Source organism: Streptomyces sp. UNOB3_S3 (genome assembly GCF_020740895.1).
Classification (GTDB): Bacteria; Actinomycetota; Actinomycetes; order Streptomycetales; family Streptomycetaceae; genus Streptomyces.
Genome location: NZ_JAILXP010000119.1, coordinates 1 through 18,722, shown reverse-complemented (window position 1 = coordinate 18,722; position 18,722 = coordinate 1). Strand labels below are relative to the sequence as shown.

General features: G+C 71.5%; 15 protein-coding genes. 6 read left to right on the top strand and 9 right to left on the bottom strand.

The features are described 5' to 3' along the window. Both K6I33_RS15385 and fxsT read left to right on the top strand, forming a co-directional pair. The coding region (locus K6I33_RS15385; RefSeq protein ID WP_229352133.1) for an HEXXH motif-containing putative peptide modification protein at positions 1 to 304 on the top strand (304 nt) is incomplete at its 5' end. A 57-nt stretch (positions 305 to 361) separates the two neighbouring features. After that, entirely contained in the window at positions 362 to 3,361 is a 3,000-nt protein-coding gene (gene fxsT / locus K6I33_RS15380; RefSeq protein WP_229352131.1) for an FxSxx-COOH system tetratricopeptide repeat protein, read from the top strand. A gap of 87 nt (positions 3,362 to 3,448) precedes the next feature. On the opposite strand, the gene K6I33_RS15375 is transcribed toward fxsT, so the two are convergent. From K6I33_RS15375 to K6I33_RS15360, 4 genes are all read right to left on the bottom strand, one after another. Then, positions 3,449 to 7,276, bottom strand: coding sequence for a multifunctional oxoglutarate decarboxylase/oxoglutarate dehydrogenase thiamine pyrophosphate-binding subunit/dihydrolipoyllysine-residue succinyltransferase subunit (locus tag K6I33_RS15375; protein ID WP_229352129.1), 3,828 nt, complete (start codon positions 7,274 to 7,276; stop codon positions 3,449 to 3,451). Positions 7,277 to 7,518: 242 nt separating this feature from the next. Beyond that, positions 7,519 to 8,619, bottom strand: a complete 1,101-nt coding sequence (locus K6I33_RS15370; RefSeq protein WP_229352127.1) for an ATP-binding protein — start codon at positions 8,617 to 8,619, stop codon at positions 7,519 to 7,521. A 49-nt stretch (positions 8,620 to 8,668) separates the two neighbouring features. Then, the gene (locus tag K6I33_RS15365; protein ID WP_126916018.1) at positions 8,669 to 9,406 is read right to left on the bottom strand and encodes a response regulator transcription factor; all 738 of its coding nucleotides are present in this window, start codon (positions 9,404 to 9,406) and stop codon (positions 8,669 to 8,671) included. Positions 9,407 to 9,496: 90 nt separating this feature from the next. Beyond that, on the bottom strand, positions 9,497 to 10,177 hold the full coding sequence (locus K6I33_RS15360; protein WP_229352125.1) for a spermidine synthase: 681 nt from the start codon (positions 10,175 to 10,177) through the stop codon (positions 9,497 to 9,499). A gap of 175 nt (positions 10,178 to 10,352) precedes the next feature. On the opposite strand from K6I33_RS15360, the gene K6I33_RS15355 reads away from it, so the two are divergent. Continuing rightward, the gene (locus K6I33_RS15355) at positions 10,353 to 11,213 is read left to right on the top strand and encodes a rhomboid-like protein (protein WP_229352123.1); all 861 of its coding nucleotides are present in this window, start codon (positions 10,353 to 10,355) and stop codon (positions 11,211 to 11,213) included. Between the two features lie 142 nt (positions 11,214 to 11,355). Further along, complete coding sequence (gene lon, locus K6I33_RS15350; protein ID WP_229352121.1) at positions 11,356 to 13,785, top strand: endopeptidase La; 2,430 nt, start codon at positions 11,356 to 11,358, stop codon at positions 13,783 to 13,785. Positions 13,786 to 13,841: 56 nt separating this feature from the next. On the opposite strand, the gene K6I33_RS15345 is transcribed toward lon, so the two are convergent. Beyond that, positions 13,842 to 14,270, bottom strand: coding sequence for a MarR family winged helix-turn-helix transcriptional regulator (locus tag K6I33_RS15345; RefSeq protein WP_229352120.1), 429 nt, complete (start codon positions 14,268 to 14,270; stop codon positions 13,842 to 13,844). A gap of 79 nt (positions 14,271 to 14,349) precedes the next feature. On the opposite strand from K6I33_RS15345, the gene K6I33_RS15340 reads away from it, so the two are divergent. Together K6I33_RS15340 and K6I33_RS15335 are read left to right on the top strand one after the other, a co-directional pair. Then, on the top strand, positions 14,350 to 15,249 hold the full coding sequence (locus K6I33_RS15340) for an MBL fold metallo-hydrolase (protein WP_229352118.1): 900 nt from the start codon (positions 14,350 to 14,352) through the stop codon (positions 15,247 to 15,249). 153 nt (positions 15,250 to 15,402) lie between these two features. Then, entirely contained in the window at positions 15,403 to 16,065 is a 663-nt protein-coding gene (locus tag K6I33_RS15335) for a Uma2 family endonuclease (protein WP_229352116.1), read from the top strand. Here K6I33_RS15335 and K6I33_RS36595 read toward each other — a convergent pair. The 4 genes from K6I33_RS36595 to K6I33_RS15320 all read right to left on the bottom strand — a co-directional run bounded on the left by K6I33_RS36595 (position 15,988) and on the right by K6I33_RS15320 (position 18,598). Then, entirely contained in the window at positions 15,988 to 16,248 is a 261-nt protein-coding gene (locus tag K6I33_RS36595; protein ID WP_374284631.1) for a DUF6255 family natural product biosynthesis protein, read from the bottom strand. The two genes, K6I33_RS15335 and K6I33_RS36595, sit on opposite strands and share 78 nt — an antisense overlap. Beyond that, positions 16,245 to 16,568 carry a hypothetical protein gene (locus tag K6I33_RS15330; protein WP_229352114.1) on the bottom strand — a complete coding sequence of 108 codons (324 nt, stop codon included), beginning with the start codon at positions 16,566 to 16,568 and terminating at the stop codon, positions 16,245 to 16,247. Before K6I33_RS15330 ends, K6I33_RS36595 begins: the two co-directional genes overlap by 4 nt. 131 nt (positions 16,569 to 16,699) lie before the next feature. After that, positions 16,700 to 17,935 (bottom strand): helix-turn-helix domain-containing protein, encoded by a 1,236-nt coding sequence (locus K6I33_RS15325; protein ID WP_229352112.1) that lies wholly within the window; start codon positions 17,933 to 17,935, stop codon positions 16,700 to 16,702. Positions 17,936 to 18,004: 69 nt separating this feature from the next. Beyond that, the gene (locus K6I33_RS15320) at positions 18,005 to 18,598 is read right to left on the bottom strand and encodes a GNAT family N-acetyltransferase (protein ID WP_229352110.1); all 594 of its coding nucleotides are present in this window, start codon (positions 18,596 to 18,598) and stop codon (positions 18,005 to 18,007) included. Positions 18,599 to 18,722 lie beyond the last annotated feature (124 nt).

Genomic DNA, 18,722 nt, shown 5'->3' with positions numbered 1-18,722 from the left:
CCCCCGGCCTGTCGGCGGTGTCCTCCAGGGCGCCTACGCCCACCTCGCCCTCGCCGATCTCCGGGCCCGGGCGGCACTCCTCCCGGGGCTCGCGCCCACGGCCCGGCGCGAGGCCCTCGCCCGCCGTGATTCCTGCCTCCGACAGGTCGCGCGAGCCCTGGCCGTCCTGCTTGAATCGGCTGAACTGACTCCCGCCGGCCGGGAGTTCGTGATCGCCATGGAACGGCACCTCGCGGGGCTGGCACGGCCCGGCGGACCCGACGTGACGATCGGCACAGCGTCACCTGTCGGTGACGTACGGTAATCTCGTGTCCAGGTCGGCCCCGGCCGGCGCGGCGCGGAACAGCGAGGGAGACTGCGGATGGCCACGCAGCGGCAAGCGGCAGGCACCGGCGAGCATTTCGTCGTCGTCTTCGCCGGGTTCCACCGGCCCTGGGCCACCTGGATCGCCCACCGGCTGGAGTCCCACGGACACCGGGTCACCCTCCACCGCTGGGACCCGCGCCGCGAGGTGCCCCTGGAGAGCTCCATCGACGACCTGCTGCTCGCCTCCGGGCGGATACTGCTGGTCCTCAGCGACTGGTTCTTCCAGCTCGGCCCCCGCCGCGAGGGCGAGTGGAGCGCCGCCCTGCGCGGCATCGTCGCCGCCAACGCCGAGCGCTTCGCCGCCGTCAACCTCACCAACCGCGCCCTGCTCCCGGCCACCGCCGTCCTGGAGCCCGTCGACCTGTGGAGCGTCGGCGCCCAGGAGGCCGAGCGCCGGCTCCTGGCCCGGCTCGGCCTGCCCACCGGCGGGGCCCGCCGCCCGCTGCCCGCCGGCCCCGGCTCCCGCTACCCCAACGACCCCCCGGCCGTCTGGGGCGAGGTCCCCCGGCGCAATGTCCGCTTCACCGGCCGCGACGACCTCCTCAACGGCCTCCAGCAGCATCTGATGGACGCCGAGCAGGGCACCGCCGTCGTCACCCTCCTCGGCATGTCCGGCATCGGCAAGACCCAGATGGCCGCCGAGTACGCCCACCGCTTCAGCTCCGACTACGACGTCATCTGGTGGGTCAACTCCGATACGCGCGGCACCCTGCGCGAACGCCTCGGCGAACTCGCCCCCGAGCTCGGCCTGGCCAGCGGCTCCGAGCCCGGCGAGCGCATCCGCGCCCTCCGCGAGGCGCTGCGCCGCGGCGACCCCTACGGCCGCTGGCTGCTGATCTTCGACGGCTGGGACGACATCGAGGGCGCCGAGGACATGCTCCCCGAGGGCCCCGGCCACGTCCTGATCACCTCCCGCAACCGCCGCTGGAGCGACAGCCGGACGGCCCTGGTCGAGATCCCCGGCTTCGACCGCCACGAGAGCACCGGCTATCTGATGCGCCGCGCCCCCCGGCTCACCGCCACGGAGGCCGACGAGATCGCCGCCGAGCTCGCCGACATCCCCCTCGCGCTCGTCCAGGCCGCGGCCTGGCTCGGCGAGTCCGACATGGAGGTCGCCGACTACCTCCGCATGGTCCGCGACGGCGAGCTCTCCGAGCTGGCCGGCCAGGGCGGCTTCGACGGCGTCCCCCGCTCCTCCCTCACCTCCTGGTCGATACTGATCAACCGCCTCCGCGAGGACCAGCCCCACGCCGTGGAGCTCCTCTCCCTGTGCGCCGCCTTCGCCCCCGGCCGCATCCCCATCGGCCTCGTCCGCCACCTGCCCGCCGCCGAGCTCCCCGAGGGCCTCGGCTGGCTCGCCACCGACCTCGCCGCCTGGACCCGCGCCCTCGACACCCTGGTCAACTACTCCGTCGTCACCCGCGACACCCGCTCCGCCCTCGCCGGCGAGGAACCGGGCCCCGAGCAGGAATCCGTGCACATGCACCGGATCGTCCACGACATCGTGGGCCGCCTCACCTCCCCCCGGGACCGCGAGACCCACCGCGGCGTCGTCCGCCTCATGCTCGCCGCGGCCGACCCGGGCAATCCCCAGGACTCCCGGCTCTGGCCCCGCTACGCCGAGCTCCTGCCCCACCTCGAACCCTCCGGCGCCCTGGCCAGCCACGACGCCCGCGTCCAGGAGACCGCGCTCAACCTGCTGCGCTACTGCTTCCGCAGCGGCGAGTTCCGCACCGGAACGGCCCTCGCCGAGCAGGTCCGCGAGCACTGGTCGGAGTTCCACCCCCCGGAGCACCCCAGGATGGTCGAGCTCACCACCCAGCAGGGCAACATCCTCCGCGCCTACGGCCACTTCCGCCCCGCCTACGAGCTCGACCGCGCCCTCCTGGAGCGGCTCCGCACCACCCCCGGCCACGAGGGCACCCGGCTGATGACCGCCACCAGCTGTCTCGCCGCCGACCAGCGCTACCTCGGCCAGTACGACGAAGCCCTGACGGCCCAGCGCGAGGTGCTGGAGACCGCCCTCGGACTCCTCGGCCCCGACGACTACCTGACCCTCCTCGCCCAGCACAACCTCGGCGTGGGCCTGCGCCTCCTCGGCCGCTACACCGAGGCGTACGAGATCGACCTGGAGACCCTCCGCAAACGCGAGACCCTGCTGCGCGCCCGGCACGCCGCGACCCTCGTCTCCGGCATGGCCTGCGCCCGCGACCTGCGGCTGATGGGCCGCTACCGGGACGCGCTGGCCCGCCAGGAGTTCGGCATGCGCCTCCACATCCAGGTCCTCGGCCCCCAGCACCCCCAGACCCTCCGCGCCCGGCACAACCTGCTGCTGTGCGAGCGGCGCGCCGGCGGCCTGGCCGACATGGGCGGCGCCCTGGCCAGCCTCCTCGAACAGACCGAGCAGGTCCACGGCCGCCGCCACCACGCCACCACCGGCCTCGTCGTCGACTACGGCAACTACGCCCGGGAACACGGCGACCTGGAGCAGGCCAAGGACCTCATCGCCGAGGGCGAGGCGGGCTTCCGCGAACTGCTGGGCCCCGCCCACCCCATCAGCACCGGCATGCTCTCCAACACGGGCCTGGTCCTCCAGGCTGCCGGGGAGCGCGCCGAGGCCCTCACCATGTTCGAAGCCGCCCTCGCCGGGCTCACCGCCACCCTCGGCCCGGACCACCCCTGGGTGCTGGGCTGCGCCCTCAACGCCGCGGGCGGCCGCAATTTCACCGGGCGGATCGAGAGCGCCCTGGAGCTCAGCCGCGACACCCTGCGGCGGGCCCGGCACGCGCTGGGGGAGGACCACCCCTTCACCCTCTCCTGCGAAGTGGCCCTCGCCATGGACCTGCGGGGGCTCCGGGAGCACGAGGAGGCGGGCAAGACCGAGGAGGACGCCCTCCAGCGGCTCACCCGCTCCCTGGGCGCCCAGCACCCCCACACCCTCGCCGCCCGCCAGCGGGTCCGGCCCTACTGGGACTTCGAGCCGTACCTGGGCTGAGCGGCCGGAGGAACGACGGAAGGTGGGCTCCCCCTCCAGGGGAAGCCCACCTTCCGTGGCGCTATGCAACCGCTAGGCGGTCGTCACTCAGGCGTCGAAGACCTCGGCGATCAGCGCCGCCTGCTCGGCCTGGTGGCGCTTGGCCGAGCCGACCGCCGGGGACGAGGAGTGCGAACGGGAGATCCGGCGCAGTCGCTCGCGGGCCGGGACGTCGGCGCCGACGGCCAGGTCCAGGTGGTCGATCAGGTTGAGCGCGATGAACGGCCACGCACCCTGGTTCGCCGGCTCCTCCTGCGCCCAGATGTACTTCTCGGCGTTCGGGAACTTGGCGATCTCGGCCTGGAGCTCCTCACCCGGCAGCGGGTAGAGGCGCTCGAGACGGATGATCGCGGTGTCCGTGATGCCGCGCTTCTGCCGCTCGGCCTCCAGGTCGTAGTAGACCTTGCCGGAGCAGAAGACGACCTTGCGGACGGCCTCGGCCTGCACGCTCTCGTCGCCGATGACGGGACGGAAGCGACCGGTCGTGAACTCCTCCACCTTCGACGCCGCGGCCTTCAGACGCAGCATCGACTTCGGGGTGAAGACGATGAGCGGCTTGTGGTGCGGGTTGTGGACCTGCCAGCGCAGCAGGTGGAAGTAGTTCGACGGCAGCGTCGGCATGGCGACCGTCATGTTGTTCTGCGCGCACAGCTGGAGGAAGCGCTCGACACGGGCCGAGGAGTGGTCCGGGCCCTGGCCCTCGTAGCCGTGCGGCAGCAGCAGGGTGACGCCGGAGGTCTGGCCCCACTTCTGCTCGGAGGAGGAGATGAACTCGTCCGTCACCGACTGGGCGCCGTTGACGAAGTCGCCGAACTGCGCCTCCCACAGCACCAGCGCGTCCGGGCGGGCCAGCGAGTAGCCGTACTCGAAGCCCATCGCCGCGTACTCGCTGAGCAGCGAGTCGTAGACGTTGAAGCGGGCCTGGTCCTCGGAGAGGTAGAGCAGCGGGGTGTGGTCCTCGCCGGTCTCCCGGTCCACCAGCACCGCGTGGCGCTGGCCGAAGGTGCCGCGGCGGGAGTCCTGGCCGGCGAGCCGGACCGGGGTGCCCTCCATCAGCAGGGAGCCGAAGGCCAGGGTCTCGCCCATGCCCCAGTCGATGGTGCCGTCCTCGACGCTGGCGGCGCGGCGCTGCAGCTGCGGCAGCAGACGCGGGTGCACCGTGACGCCCTCGGGGAGGGTGACCTGCGACTCGGCGATCCGCTTGACGACCTCCTGGGAGACCGCGGTGTCCACCGCGACCGGGAAGCCGTCCAGCGGGGCCGGGGCCGGGGCCTCGGCGGGGGCCGTGTCGGCCTCGCGGACCTCGACGAAGACCTTCTCCAGCTGACCCTGGTAGTCCTGCAGGGCCTGCTCGGCCTCTTCCAGGGTGATGTCGCCACGGCCGATCAGCGACTCGGTGTAGAGCTTGCGCACCGAGCGCTTCTTGTCGATCAGGTCGTACATCAGCGGCTGGGTGAAGCCCGGGTTGTCGGACTCGTTGTGGCCGCGACGGCGGTAGCAGATCAGGTCGATGACGACGTCCTTGTTGAACGCCTGGCGGAACTCGAAGGCGAGCCGCGCGACGCGGACCACGGCTTCCGGGTCGTCACCGTTCACATGGAAGATCGGCGCCTCGATCATCCGGGCGACGTCGGTGCAGTACATCGACGAGCGCGAGGACTCCGGCGGCGCGGTGAAGCCGACCTGGTTGTTGATGACGATGTGCACGGTGCCGCCGGTGCGGTAGCCGCGCAGCTGCGACATGTTCAGGGTCTCGGCCACGACGCCCTGGCCCGCGAAGGCCGCGTCGCCGTGCAGCTGGATCGGCAGGACGGTGAAGTCCGTGCCGGCCTTGCCGATGATGTCCTGCTTGGCGCGGGCGATGCCCTCGACGACCGGGTCGACCGTCTCCAGGTGGGAGGGGTTGGCGGCCAGCGAGACATTGATCTGCTCGCCGTCCAGGCCGGTGAAGACGCCCTCGGCACCCAGGTGGTACTTCACGTCGCCGGAGCCGTGCATCGACTTCGGGTCGAGGTTGCCCTCGAACTCGCGGAAGATCTGCGCGTAGGACTTGCCGACGATGTTGGCGAGGACGTTCAGGCGGCCACGGTGGGCCATGCCGATGACGGCCTCGTCCAGGCGGGCCTCGGCGGCCGCGTCCAGCACCGCGTCCAGCAGCGGGATGACGGACTCGCCGCCCTCCAGGGAGAACCGCTTCTGGCCGACGTACTTCGTCTGCAGGAAGGTCTCGAAGGCCTCCGCCGCGTTCAGCCGGCGCAGGATGCGCAGCTGCTCCTCGCGCTCCGGCTTGTGGTGCGGGCGCTCGACGCGCTCCTGGATCCAGCGGCGCTGCTTCGGGTCCTGGATGTGCATGTACTCGATGCCGGTGGTGCGGCAGTACGAGTCGCGCAGCACGCCCAGGATGTCGCGCAGCTTCATCATCGACTTACTGGCGAAGCCGCCGACCGCGAACTCGCGCTCCAGGTCCCACAGGGTGAGGCCGTGCTCGGTGATGTCGAGGTCGGGGTGCTTGCGCTGGCGGTACTCCAGCGGGTCGGTGTCGGCCATGACGTGGCCGCGGACCCGGTAGGAGTGGATCAGCTCGAAGACGCGGGCGGCCTTGGTGACGTCGTCGTCGTGCGAGGCGTCGATGTCCTTGAGCCAGCGGATCGGCTCGTAGGGGATGCGCAGCGCCTCGAAGATCTCGTCGTAGAAGCTGTTCTCGCCGAGGAGCAGCTGGTTCATGATCCGCAGGAACTCGCCGGAGGCGGCGCCCTGGATCACGCGGTGGTCGTACGTCGAGGTCAGCGTCATGACCTTGGAGATGCCCAGCTTGTTCAGGGCGTCCTGCGAGGTGCCCTGGAACTCGGCGGGGTAGTCCATGGCGCCGACGCCGATGATGAGGCCCTGGCCGGGCATCAGACGCGGCACGGAGTGGACGGTGCCGATGCCGCCGGGGTTGGTCAGCGACGCGGTGACGCCGGTGAAGTCCTCCATCGTCAGCTTGCCGACGCGGGCGCGCTTGACGATGTCCTCGTAGGCCTGCCAGAACTCGAAGAAGTTCAGGGTCTCGGCCTTCTTGATGGCCGCGACGACGAGCTGGCGGTCACCGTTCGGCTTGACCAGGTCGATGGCCAGACCGAGGTTGACGTGCTCCGGCTTGACGAGGGTCGGCTTGCCGTCCTTCTCCGTGAAGGAGTAGTTCATCGACGGCATCAGCTTCAGCGCCTGCACCATGGCGAAGCCGATGAGGTGCGTGAAGGAGACCTTGCCACCGCGGGCGCGCTGGAGGTGGTTGTTGATGACGATGCGGTTGTCGAACAGCAGCTTCACCGGGACCGCGCGGACGGACGTGGCCGTCGGCAGCTCCAGGGAGGCGTTCATGTTCTTGGCGACCGCGGCGGACGGGCCGCGCAGCGTCACGAACTCGGGACCGGCACCCGGCTCGGCCGCCTTGGCGGCAGCAGCCGGCTTGGCGACGGCGGGCTTGGCCGGCGCGGCGGCCGCGGGCTTCGCGACGGCGGGGGCGGCGGCAGCGGCCGGCTTGGCGGCGGCCGGAGCGGCAGCGGCCGGAGCGGCGGGAGCCTGAGCGGCAGCAGCCGGGGCGGCGGCCGCCGGGGCGGCGGGAGCCTGCGCCTGCGGCGCGGCAGCGCTCGCGGCCGGGGCGCCCGGGGTGGCCCCGGTCACTGCCTGCCCCGGCGGAGCCGGGGCAGTGCCCGGCTTGTAGTCGGCGAAGAAGTCCCACCAGGCTCGGTCGACCGAGTTCGGGTCCTGGAGGTACTGCTGGTAGATCTCGTCGACGAGCCACTCATTGGGACCGAACACGTCGGCAGGACTCTTGCCCTGCCCCGTTTGGTCGGTCGAGACGCTCGAGGTGTTGGGGGACTGTGGCGACACGGCGGCAACCGCCCTCTTCCGCTTCCTAAGGTGGTGGACAGCGGGAATAAAGGCTACGCCTGTCGGGACCCTTAATGCAGGCCACCCGGGCCAGATCGTCGCCTAAGTCACACTCGACCTCGGGTTTCGGGGCACGGAGAGCTGGGAAAACCCGAAGGTTCCGATTGACCCCGAGCTCTCCTGGGTTCGCCGAATCCTGCCCCGCACCCGGTCGGGTGTGTGCTCCCACCACCGACCCTACGTCAACTCGGCTCACGAGGGCCTCCCGGAAGCGTGACCTTGATGCGGCACCCACGCGGGGACTCGGCCACCCCGATGCTGCCGCCGTGGAGATCGACCGCCCAGCGGGCGATGGCCAGGCCCAGCCCCGTACCGCCGTCCGTGCCCGGCCCCTGCGAGGCGCCGGAACCCCGGTTGAAGCGCTCGAAGACGCGGTGCCGCTCGGCCTCGGGGATGCCCGGCCCCTCGTCCACCACCTCCAGGGCCAGCGACTGGGCCCCCTCGCCCCGGCGGGCCCGGACGGTGACCCGGCCGTGCGGGGGAGAGTGCTTGACGGCGTTGTCCACCAGATTGGCCACCACCTGGTGCAGCCGTTCGGCGTCCGCGTGCGCCGTGAGCTCCGGGGGAGAGACGTCCAGATGGAGATGGACGTCCTTGCGGGCGCGCGGCGAGGAGCCGCTGCCGCAGGCCATGCTCGCCTCCTTGAGCACCCCCGCCAGATAAGGCCAGACCTCGAAGCGCCGGGCGTGCAGCGGCACCACCCCGTTGTCCAGCCGGGACAGGTCCAGCAGCTGCTCCACCAGCCGGCCCAGCCGCTCGGTCTGCCGCAGCGCGGTGCGCATCGTCTCGGGGTCCGGGGCCGACACCCCGTCCACCACGTTCTCCAGCACGGCCCGCAGCCCCGCGATGGGGGTGCGCAGCTCGTGCGAGACGTTGGCGACCAGCTCCTTGCGGTGGGTGTCCACCGCCTCCAGGTCGGCCGCCATCCGGTTGAAGGCCTCGGCGAGGTCCCCGAACTCGTCCCGCCGCCCGGCTCGCACCCGGCGGGTGTAGTCGCCCTGTGCCATCGACCGGGTGACCTCGGTCATCTCGTCCAGCGGGGCGGTCAGGCCGTGCGCCACGAACTGGGTGATCAGCAGCGAGGCGATGATGGAGAAGACGGTGATCACCCGGATCTCGGTCGCCGAGTGGATGGCGACGAACACCAGGAACGTGGTGATCACCACCGAGCCGATCACCAGCGCGCCCAGCGCCGCCTTGACCGAGCGGTACGGGTCCAGGGGGCGCAGCGCCTCCCAGATCCTGCTCCACAGCCCCTGCGGCGGCCGGCCGTCACCGGGCACCGGGATCACCGTAACGAGTCATGCCGACCGCCCCGGGCCATGGGCGCCGTCATGCCGCCGGGGTCTCCAGCGCGTAGCCGACCCCGTGCACCGTACGGATCCGCTCCGCCCCGATCTTGCGGCGCAGCGCCTTGATGTGGCTGTCCACGGTCCGGGTGCCGGAGGCGTCCGCCCAGTCCCACACCTCGGCGAGCAGCTGCTCGCGGGAGAGGACCGCGCGCGGGGTGTTGGCCAGGCAGACGAGCAGGTCGAACTCGGTCGGCGTCAGATGGACGTCCCCGCCGCGCACCCGCACCCGGCGCTGCGCGTGGTCGATCTCCAGCTCGCCCAGCCGCAGGATGCCGCTGCGCGGGGTGTGCGCGGCCAGCGTGGCCCGCTCCACCCGGCGCAGCAGGACGTGCACCCGGGCGGCGAGCTCGCGCATCGAGAACGGCTTGGTCATGTAGTCGTCCGCCCCGACGCCGAGACCGACCAGCATGTCGGTCTCGTCGTCGCGCGCGGTCAGCATGAGGACGGGCACGGGCCGCTGCGCCTGCACCCGGCGGCAGACCTCCAGGCCGTCGAAACCGGGCAGCATCACGTCCAGGACCAGCAGGTCCGGCTGCCATGCCTCGGCGGTGTCGACGGCGGCGGGCCCGTCGCCCGCGGTGCGTACCTGAAAGCCCTCGGCCCGCAGCCGGGCCGCGATGGCATCGGTGATCGTCCGGTCGTCCTCGACGATCAGCACCCGGCGCTGTGCCCCCGTGGACGCCACGACGCCGCTCGGGCCGATGTGTGTGTGCTCCATGCGCCCCGCCCCTAAGCGTGTTCCCGTAGCGAAGTGACTACGGGTCCTGCACCTGTGGAAGGCAGGGTACGGGCACCCGGCGGGACTCGGCTACGCGGCACGGATGCCGAGGTGAACGACGTCCGGGACGCCTCGGGCAACGGTGATCTCTTCCGTCGTTACCCCGGCGAACCCGGCATTACGGAGGGCCTGTTCGAACGCCGCGGAAGGCCGTGCGGACCACACGGCGAGTACCCCGCCGGGCGTCAGCCGGTCCCGGCACGCGGCGAGTCCGGCGGGGGAGTAGAGGCTGTCGTTGTCCTGGGTGACGGTCCAGTCGGGGCCGTTGTCGATGTCCAGGCAGAGCGCGTCGAAACGGGGCCCCGGGGCCCCGAGGTACGCCACGAGGTCGGCGTGGACGATCCCGGTACGGGGGTCGGCGAGCGCCGCCCCCGAGTACGCGCCCAGCGGGCCGGAGCGGTGCCAGTCCACGACGGCCGCCTCCCGTTCGACGACGGCGATCCGCCCCCAGCGCGGCTCCTCCGCCGCCCGGGCGAGCGAGAAGCCCACCCCGAGGCCACCGATCAGGACGGCCGGATCCTTCCGGTCCGCCGGGAGGGCGGCCAGGGCCGCGTCGACGAGCAGCCGCTCGGAGCGCCCGTCCGAGGTGTCCATCAGGAAACAGCCGTTGGCGATGATCTCGAGGTGCTCGCCCCGCCGCCTGAGCACGACCTCCCCGTGGGGGCCCTCGCGGCGGTCGATGACGGTGGCGGGGGAGTCGCTGTGCCTCATGTGCTGCTGCCTCCTGTTGACCGTTCGGTGACTGTCGACGAATCGGCCGACGCCGGTACACGTCAAGAGGTTGACAAAGGTGACGGGAGTCACGGCCAGAGGTTGATCCGGCGTCCGATCGTGGACCTTAATGTTCAAGAAGGCCCGGAGAAATGCGCGGAAAGGGGCTGGCCGAGTGACTGCGGTTGACGCCGACGGGAACGCCCACGGGGCGGCCGCCGCCCCCGGCCGCCTCCGCACGGCGCTCCACCGCCTCGGCCGGCTGCTGCCCACGCCCACCGGCACGCCCTTCACCTTCTGTTACGGCCTGATCCTGCTGGCCACCGCCGTCTACGCCGACTTCGGCGACCCGGCCACCGTCAATCAGCTGCTCCGCGACTCCAGCACCGACGCCGCCCACCTGACCGAACAGCCGCTGGTCGTCCTGCTCGCCAGCGCCCTGTGGGTGGCCGGCGGGCTCTACTCGGCCTACGGCGTGGCCTTCGCGCTCGTCCTCACCGCGCTGGAGCGGCGGGTGGGCGGCGCCCGGACGGCCGGGGTCTTCCTCGTCGGGCATGTCCTGGCCACGCTCGCCACGGAGCTCCCGGTGGCCGGCGCCGTCGCGGCCGGGCAACTGCCGGAGTCCTCGCTGCACCGGCTCGACTACGGCATCAGCTTCGGCCTGATGGCCTGCATCGGCGCGCTCTCCGGGCTGGTGTCCCGCCCGGCGCGGTGGATCATGCTGGGCGTGGCGGGCGCCATGTGCGCCCAGGACCTGATCGAGCTCATCGATCCGCTGGCCAGCGCCGGGCACCCCATCGCGCTGCTCACGGGGATCGCCTGCCGGTCGCTGATCCGCGACGGGCTGCCGCGGCCGGTCCGGGCGCGCGAGCGGGTGGAGGCGGAGGCGGACGCGGTGCCGCCTGCCCGTGCGGCCGTCGACGCCGAGGCGCTCCGCGGGCGCTTCGCCGGCACCGCCGTCCCGGCGCCCCCGCGCCCGCGCGCGGAGGGCGACGATCCGCGCCCCGCGGTGGACACCGCCCTCCAGGGCCGCTGAGCACCGGACCCGAAATCACCCCGACGGGCTACACCCGCACCTCTCCATGACGATCGCTCACAGCGAACAAACCCCCGGGAACAATCACCCTGCCCCGCGCATTGAGTCGACATAGCTCAACTTGCCTGCCGAAGGGGAGATCATGGCTTCGACGTCCACACCGCTCACCCTGCCCGTGCTGCCGCTCGACGACGAGGTGGTCCTGCCCGGCATGGTGGTCCCGCTCGACCTGTCGGACACGGAGGTCCGCGCGGCCGTCGAGGCCGCCCAGGCCGCGGCGAAGGGCACCGGCGGCAAGCCGCGCGTGCTGCTCGTCCCACGCGTGGACGGCACGTACGCGGGCGTCGGCACCCTGGGCACGGTCGAGCAGGTGGGCCGGCTGTCGGACGGCGACCCCGGCGCGCTCATCCGCGGCGACCGCCGCGTGCGCATCGGCGCGGGCACGACCGGCCCCGGCGCCGCCCTGTGGGTCGAGGGCACCCCGATGGAGGAGATCACTCCGACGGCATCTGATTCAAGGACGGGACTGCCCGGCTCGGTGTCGGAGCTGATGAAGGAGTACAAGGCCCTCGCCGCCAGCTGGCTCCGCAAGCGCGGCGCCTGGCAGGTCGTGGACCGCGTCCAGCAGATCGAGGACCCCGGCCTGCTCGCCGACAACTCCGGCTACTCGCCCTTCCTCACCGTCGCCCAGCGCGTCGAGCTGCTGGAGACCACCGACCCGGTGGCCCGGCTGAAGCTCGCCGTGAAGTGGCTCGGCGACCACCTCGCCGAGCAGGACGTGGCCGAGTCCATCGCCAAGGACGTCCAGGAGGGCGTCGACAAGCAGCAGCGCGAATTCCTGCTCCGCCGCCAGCTGGAGGCCGTCCGCAAGGAGCTCGCCGAGCTCAACGGCGACCCGGAGAACGAGTCCGAGGACTACCGCGCCCGCGTCGAGGCCGCCGACCTGCCCGGACACGTCCGCGAAGCGGCCCTCAAGGAGGTCGGCAAGCTGGAGCGCGCCTCCGACCAGAGCCCCGAGGGCGGCTGGATCCGCACCTGGCTCGACACGGTCCTGGAGATGCCCTGGAACGAGCGCACCGAGGACGCCTACGGCATCCCCGGCGCCAAGGCCGTGCTCGACGCGGACCACGCGGGCCTGGAGGACGTCAAGGAACGGATCACCGAGTACCTGGCGGTGCGCAAGCGGCGCGCCGACCGGGGGCTGGGCGTGGTCGGCGGGCGGCGCGGGGGCGCGGTGCTCGCGCTCGTCGGCCCGCCCGGCGTGGGCAAGACCTCGCTGGGCGAGTCCGTCGCCCGGGCCATGGGCCGGAAGTTCGTCCGCGTCGCCCTCGGCGGCGTCCGCGACGAGGCCGAGATCCGCGGCCACCGGCGGACGTACGTGGGCGCGCTGCCCGGCCGGATCGTCCGGGCGGTCAAGGAGGCCGGCTCCATGAACCCGGTCGTCCTCCTCGACGAGATCGACAAGGTCGGCTCCGACTTCCGCGGCGACCCCGCCGCCGCCCTCCTGGAAGTCCTCGACCCCGCCCAGAACCACACCTTCCGCGACCACTACCTGGAGGTCGAACTCGACCTCTCCGACGTCGTCTTCCTGGCGACCGCCAACGTCCTGGAGGCCATCCCCGAGGCCCTCCTCGACCGCATGGAGCTCGTCCGCCTCGACGGCTACACCGAGGACGAGAAGGTCGTCATCGCCCGCGACCACCTGCTCCGCCGCCAGCTGGAGCGCGCCGGCCTGGAGCCCGACGAGGTCGTGCTGGAGGACGACGCCCTGCGCAGCCTCGCCGGCGAGTACACCCGCGAAGCGGGCGTACGGAACCTGGAGCGCGCCATCGCCCGGCTGCTCCGCAAGGTCGCGGCCCAGCACGAACTGGGCGAGCGGGAACTGCCCTTCACCATCGGCGTGGAGCAGCTGCGCCCGCTGATCGGGCGCCCGCACCACACGCCCGAGTCCGCCCAGGACCCGGCCGAACGGCGCACGGCCGTCCCCGGCGTGGCCACGGGCCTCGCGGTCACGGGAGCGGGCGGCGACGTCCTCTTCGTCGAGGCGTCCCTGGCCGACCCGGAGAGCGGTGGCGCGGGCCTGACCCTCACCGGCCAGCTGGGCGACGTCATGAAGGAGTCCGCGCGGATCGCGCTGTCCTTCCTCCGCTCGCACGGTGCCGAGCTGGAGCTCCCCGTCGGCGACTTCAAGGAGCGCGGCGTCCATCTGCACGTCCCCGCGGGCGCGGTCCCGAAGGACGGCCCGAGCGCCGGCATCACCATGACCACGGCCCTGGCCTCGCTCCTCTCCGGCCGCCAGGTCCGCCCGGACGTGGCGATGACGGGCGAGGTCTCCCTGACCGGCCGCGTCCTGCCCATCGGAGGCGTCAAGCAGAAGCTGCTCGCCGCGCACCGGGCGGGCGTCACCACCGTGATCATCCCCAAGCGGAACGAGCCGGATCTGGACGACGTGCCGGCCGAGGTGCTGGAGAAGCTGGAGGTCCACCCGGTGTCGGACGTCCGCCGGGTGCTGGAGCTGGCGCTGACGCCGGCGACGGTCTCCGGTGAGCAGGTGCCGCTGACGGCGGCGTGAGGCCGTGACGACGAAAGGCCCCCACCCGGGGGCCTTTCGTCGTATCAGGGGCCGTATCAGGGGTGGTGGCCGACCGCCCGGTCGAGAAGGGCGTGGAGGGTGACCTTCTCGTCGGGGGAGAGGGCCCGCAGGGGGGAGTCCTCGGAGAGGACGGCGATCAGGCGCTCGCGCAGCGCCGTGCCCTCGGCCGTCAGCAGCAGCTGCTTGGCGCGGCGGTCCGTGGGGTGGGGGTGGCGCTCCAGGAGCCCCTGGCACTCCAGCTTGTCGATGACGAAGGTCGCGTTGGACGGCTCGCAGCTCATCCGGTCGGCGAGCTCCCGCATCGTCATCGGGCCGGTGAGCTCGCGCAGGGCCGTGGCCTGCGGCGCGGTGAGGCCGAGGCGTGTCGCGGCCGTGCGCACGTGGTCGGAGATCTGGCGGGCGAGGCCGTTCACCAGGCCGCAGAGCTGTCGCTCGGCGAGGGTCTGCGGTTCTGGGCTGCTCATGGAGCCATCTTAAGCCAACTGCATCAAGCGAACATCTTTCTGACTTGAATCATTCAAGCTGGAAGATTATTGTTGGCGCATGACGACCAACTCCCAGCACAGCCAGGGCGATCGCCTTCGTCGCCCGTCGGGGATCCGCAGCCTCCAGCTCGGCGACATCAAGCTCACGTACGTCCCGGACGGCGTGGTCCAGCTCTCGGGCCGCGGCTGGCTGCCGACCAGCACGGAGGCGGAGTGGGCCGCCCACTCCGCCTATCTGGACGATTCCGGCTACGTCGTGGCGGGCATGGGTGGTCTCCTGGTGGAGCACGGCGACCGTGCCCTGCTGATCGACGCGGGCTTCGGCCCCCAGTCCTTCCCGGCCGGGGAGGACGGCCCCATCGGGGCGGTCTCCGGCGGCACGCTGCTCGACAGCCTCGCCGAGATCGGCCGGACCCCCGCCGACATAGAGGCCGTGGCCGTCACCCATCTCCACATCGACCACATCGGCTGGCTCTGGCAATCGGCCCCGGACGCCGAGCGGCCTCCATTCGCCCACGCCGGCTACCTGGTGAGCGAGCAGGAGTGGACGCATCGTCACCTCCTTGAGGAGCACGGCATCACCAAGGAGATGACCGCGATCCTGGAGCCCCGGATCCGCACGGTCGCCGACGGCGAGGAGATCTTCCCGGGCGTGCGCGTCGTGCTCTCGCAGGGCCACACGGCGGGCCACGCCTCGTACGTCATCTCCGGCGGCGGCCGCCGTGTGATCGCCTTCGGCGACGCCATGCACACGCCGGTCCAGGTCAGCCACCCGGAATGGTCCGCCGTCGTCGACCACGACGCGGAGCGCTCGGCGGCCTACCGCCGCCGGCTGGTCGAGGAGCTTGCCGAGCCCAACACGATCGGCTTCGGCATCCACTTCGCCGACGTGGCGTTCGGCCGCGCCCACCTGGACACCGCCGGCGGCCCGGCGGTCTGGGAGCCGGTCGACGCGTAACAGAGAGGACCCGCCGCCGGTGGTCCCCCGACGGGGGTGGGGGACCACGCGGGCGGCGCCCGGTTGGGCGCGTGAGCGCTTCCGGTTGCACCTGATCGCCGTGTGAGTCGTTGGAAGGCACGGACGCTTGCGGCGACAACGGGGAGGGGCTGGATGACCGCCGAGACGGCTGGCGATGAGGCCGTGGACGAGGAACTGGAGGAGATGTCCGAGCTCCTCCACACCATCACGCCCGAGGGCTATAAGTCGGAGATCGTGGGTGGGGCGATCTGCATGGTGCCGAAGGCGGACATTTACTGGGACATTGTCTCCGACGTGCTGTACCAGCTCCGGGACCTCCTCGGACGGGAGAGAAAGATCAGGCACGAGGTGCGCCTCGACCTCCCCGGATATCGCAACACCCTTGCCCCGGCTCTCTACGTGCTGGCGGCGGGTGCTGAGCGCGACGCGCGCGGCAACTGGCGCTATCAGGACGTGGAGTTCGTCCTGGAGGTGATCAGGCGTGGGACTGCCGACTACGACTACGGCAGGAAGAGGGATGCTTACGCGGTCGGTGAAGTACCCGTCTGCCTGATCGCAGACCCCTACAGCGGCCGGTGTCACCTGCACACGATGCCGCAGGACGGTGAGTATCGCAGCTGCCTGGCCGTCGGTTTCGGTGATCCGATCGATCTCACGCACACGGACGTCGGTGTCGTTCTGACCGTCGGCGAGCCCGAGCGTGAGTCGGCCGTCTCATCAGACGGCGGCACGAAGCGCCCGCCCCCAGAACTGCCGGCGCAGCCGGAAACGGGTGGCGATCGCCGTCGCGGCTGAGCGGTCCGCACCGGGACGGCGCTTCCCGGACGGCGTCACGGCCTCCGAAAGCCCCGGCAGCCATACACCCCGGTAGTCCGTGAAACGCCGCATCCCGCAGGCCGTACAGCGCTGCTCGCCGCTGGCGGAGGCCCAGCCTCCGTCGTGCGGGCAGTGGTTCACGAGCCGCCCGATCGCCCTCATCGACGTCCCTCCGTCGCCACGCTGTGCGTCACGATCCAGTGCATCCGCGCGGCCGCCGCTGCGCGGGAGCGGTCCTCGCCGACCGCCTTCTGCTGGGCGTCGTCCAGGTCGACGCACTCGGCGCAGCCGCTGAGATACGGCCGCAGCCCCGCCGCGTTCCGGTCCTCGCGCGTGGCGAGCCGCAGCGCGGAGGGCGGTACCTCCCAGACCGACCCACCACCCGGCTGCCGGACCGCGACGAGGGTCTCGCCCTCGCCGACCACCTGGGCGATCCTGTCGTCGCGGGTATCCACGACATAGGCGCCAATCCTGTACGTCACCATTCCGGCCTTCCGTTCGCCCTGCTCTCGGCTCACGAGGAACGTATGGCCGCCGTATACCGTGAACCAGATTCGGACCGTGGTAGTTCGCCGGAGTGCGGCTCACGAACTACCACGTTCCGTGGCAGTTGCTAACGCACGCCAAGGTGATCAGCCATATCGCGCATGTCGGCGGTCAGAGTGCGCTTACGCGTGGCGAGAAGGTCGCTCATGATGTACCGGGCCATGGGCTGGTGCTTGATCCATGTGCCGGACGAGTGCCGTAGTTGCTTAAGCTCGCTCATGGCGTCCTGATGGGAGCCGAGGGTGACGTGCGCCTTGGCCACGTCCAGCCGGTGCCGACCCCAGTTCGGCGGACTGGGCTTTCCGTACTGATTGATGGCCCTCTGGCTCAGCAGTCCATCGTCGGAATGGCGGAGAACGGCCGATGCGTCGCCCATGAGCGACAGATCTTCCACGACCTTCAGTTCCGCCGTCACCGGGCCGAACTGTCCCCAGCTCTCCCCGAAGGCCATGTATTCCTTGTCCAGCGCGATGGCAGCCGTGCCGGCCATCCTCCGGGCCTCGCGGGTGACGTCAGGCCGGTTGTTGCGGATGCTCGCCGACGCGACACGGAGCCATAGTTCGCCCCACACGGACAAATGCCCGACGCTCGCGTTCGACACCCGTGGCTCCATCTCGGCCGCCGTGGCGGCGGCGAGTTGCTCGCACTCGTCGAACCGGTCCTGCCGCAGCAGCAGCCAGCACATGCCGACGATGCCCGTCGTGGCCATGAGCCTTTCGCCGTTCTCACGGGCGAGCCGGATGCCTTCGGCGAGTGCGTAGTAGGCCATGTCGTACTGGCGGACTTGGGTGAGGTACTTGCCTGCCATCAGCAGTGCGTGTGCCCGAATGGTTGCCGCCTGTCGTCGCTCCTCGCCTTCCAGAAGGGAAGCCGTCGCCTCGGCCGACCGGAGGAGTCCCGGCAGCCTCCGGGCCACCGAGCCGTACCTGTCCGCGTGGAAGAGCGCGTGGGTATCGGCGATGTCCCTTCGAAGCACGGACAGCTCGTTCGCCTCACCCGGTTCGGCCAGGGGCGAGGTGCCGAGCCCGACCGGCGGCATCAGTGCCTTCCGCAGTTCCAGCAGATATCGCCGGTTCGCCTCGTCTCCCACGATGGGAATCGCTGCCTCAGTGGCGAAGAGGGCGGAGGTCGTCACCCCCAGCCCGCGGGCGAGCGCGTGCAGCGTCTCGACGCGCGCGTCGCCGCCCTGCTCCACCTTGCGCACGACGCCGACGGAAAGGCCGGACTCAAGAGCCAGGGATTCCTGGCTCAGGCCGACCGCACGGCGGTACTTCCTGACGCTGTCTGCCAACCCTGACGACATCGGGCTCACCATCCCCTCTACAGGAGGCTATGCCCGCAGCGGACTTGGCGTACCGATCCGCCGTTCGAGTCACCCGTTCGAAGACGGGTGAGGGAGGGCGTAGCCCCGAAACCGCTCCCACTCCTCCCGGGTGAGCGCGTACTCGACCTCCCCGTGCTCGGAGCCCTCGATCGCCTCCGGCCAGTCCTCGGTGTAGCCGCGTACGAACAACAGGCCTGCCTTCTCCATCACGCGCCGGGAGCGGGTATTGACGGCCATCGTGTTGGCGGTCACCCGCTCCACACCCAGCTCCGTGAGCCCCTTGTGGGCCAGGGCTTTCGAGCCCTCTGTGGCGTAGCCCCTGCCCCACGCCGCCCGGTTCAGCCGGTAGCCGGGTTCGACCACGACCGGGTCGTGATCGTCCAGGGGGCGGAACTCGAACCAGCCCAGGAACGTCCCGATGCCTCGATCCTCCGCCGTCCAGAAGCCCCGCGTCCCGGAGCACGGGGGGTCGTGGAGGAGCCGCGGCAGGGTCCGGGACCGGATCGCCTCGTGGGTCGTGGGGCGGCCGCCGTTGATGAAACGCGTGACCTCCGCATCGTTGTCCAGCGCGAGCAGGTGGTCGGTGTCGGCCTCGGTGAACGGGCGCAGGGTGAGCCGGACGGTCTCCAGGAAGGGGCGCATGGCGTGATCCTCGTCCGTGACTGGCCGAGTCACCACTCTTTTTGAGGCGGTCGGCCCCGGCGCGGAGGTAAGGGGGACCCACTCGGTTCCCTCCCCGCCCCACCCAACCCACCTAGGCCGAAAG

Excerpts from the sequence above, each read along its gene's own strand:
- fxsT (WP_229352131.1), top strand. The coding sequence starts at position 362 with ATGGCCACGCAGCGGCAAGCGGCAGGCACCGGCGAGCATTTCGTCGTC.
- K6I33_RS15365 (WP_126916018.1), bottom strand. The coding sequence starts at position 9,406 with ATGGAGCACACACACATCGGCCCGAGCGGCGTCGTGGCGTCCACGGGG.
- K6I33_RS15360 (WP_229352125.1), bottom strand. The coding sequence starts at position 10,177 with ATGAGGCACAGCGACTCCCCCGCCACCGTCATCGACCGCCGCGAGGGC.
- lon (WP_229352121.1), top strand. The coding sequence starts at position 11,356 with ATGGCTTCGACGTCCACACCGCTCACCCTGCCCGTGCTGCCGCTCGAC.
- K6I33_RS15345 (WP_229352120.1), bottom strand. The coding sequence starts at position 14,270 with ATGAGCAGCCCAGAACCGCAGACCCTCGCCGAGCGACAGCTCTGCGGC.
- K6I33_RS15340 (WP_229352118.1), top strand. The coding sequence starts at position 14,350 with ATGACGACCAACTCCCAGCACAGCCAGGGCGATCGCCTTCGTCGCCCG.
- K6I33_RS15335 (WP_229352116.1), top strand. The coding sequence starts at position 15,403 with ATGACCGCCGAGACGGCTGGCGATGAGGCCGTGGACGAGGAACTGGAG.
- K6I33_RS36595 (WP_374284631.1), bottom strand. The coding sequence starts at position 16,248 with ATGAGGGCGATCGGGCGGCTCGTGAACCACTGCCCGCACGACGGAGGC.
- K6I33_RS15325 (WP_229352112.1), bottom strand. The coding sequence starts at position 17,935 with ATGTCGTCAGGGTTGGCAGACAGCGTCAGGAAGTACCGCCGTGCGGTC.
- K6I33_RS15320 (WP_229352110.1), bottom strand. The coding sequence starts at position 18,598 with ATGCGCCCCTTCCTGGAGACCGTCCGGCTCACCCTGCGCCCGTTCACC.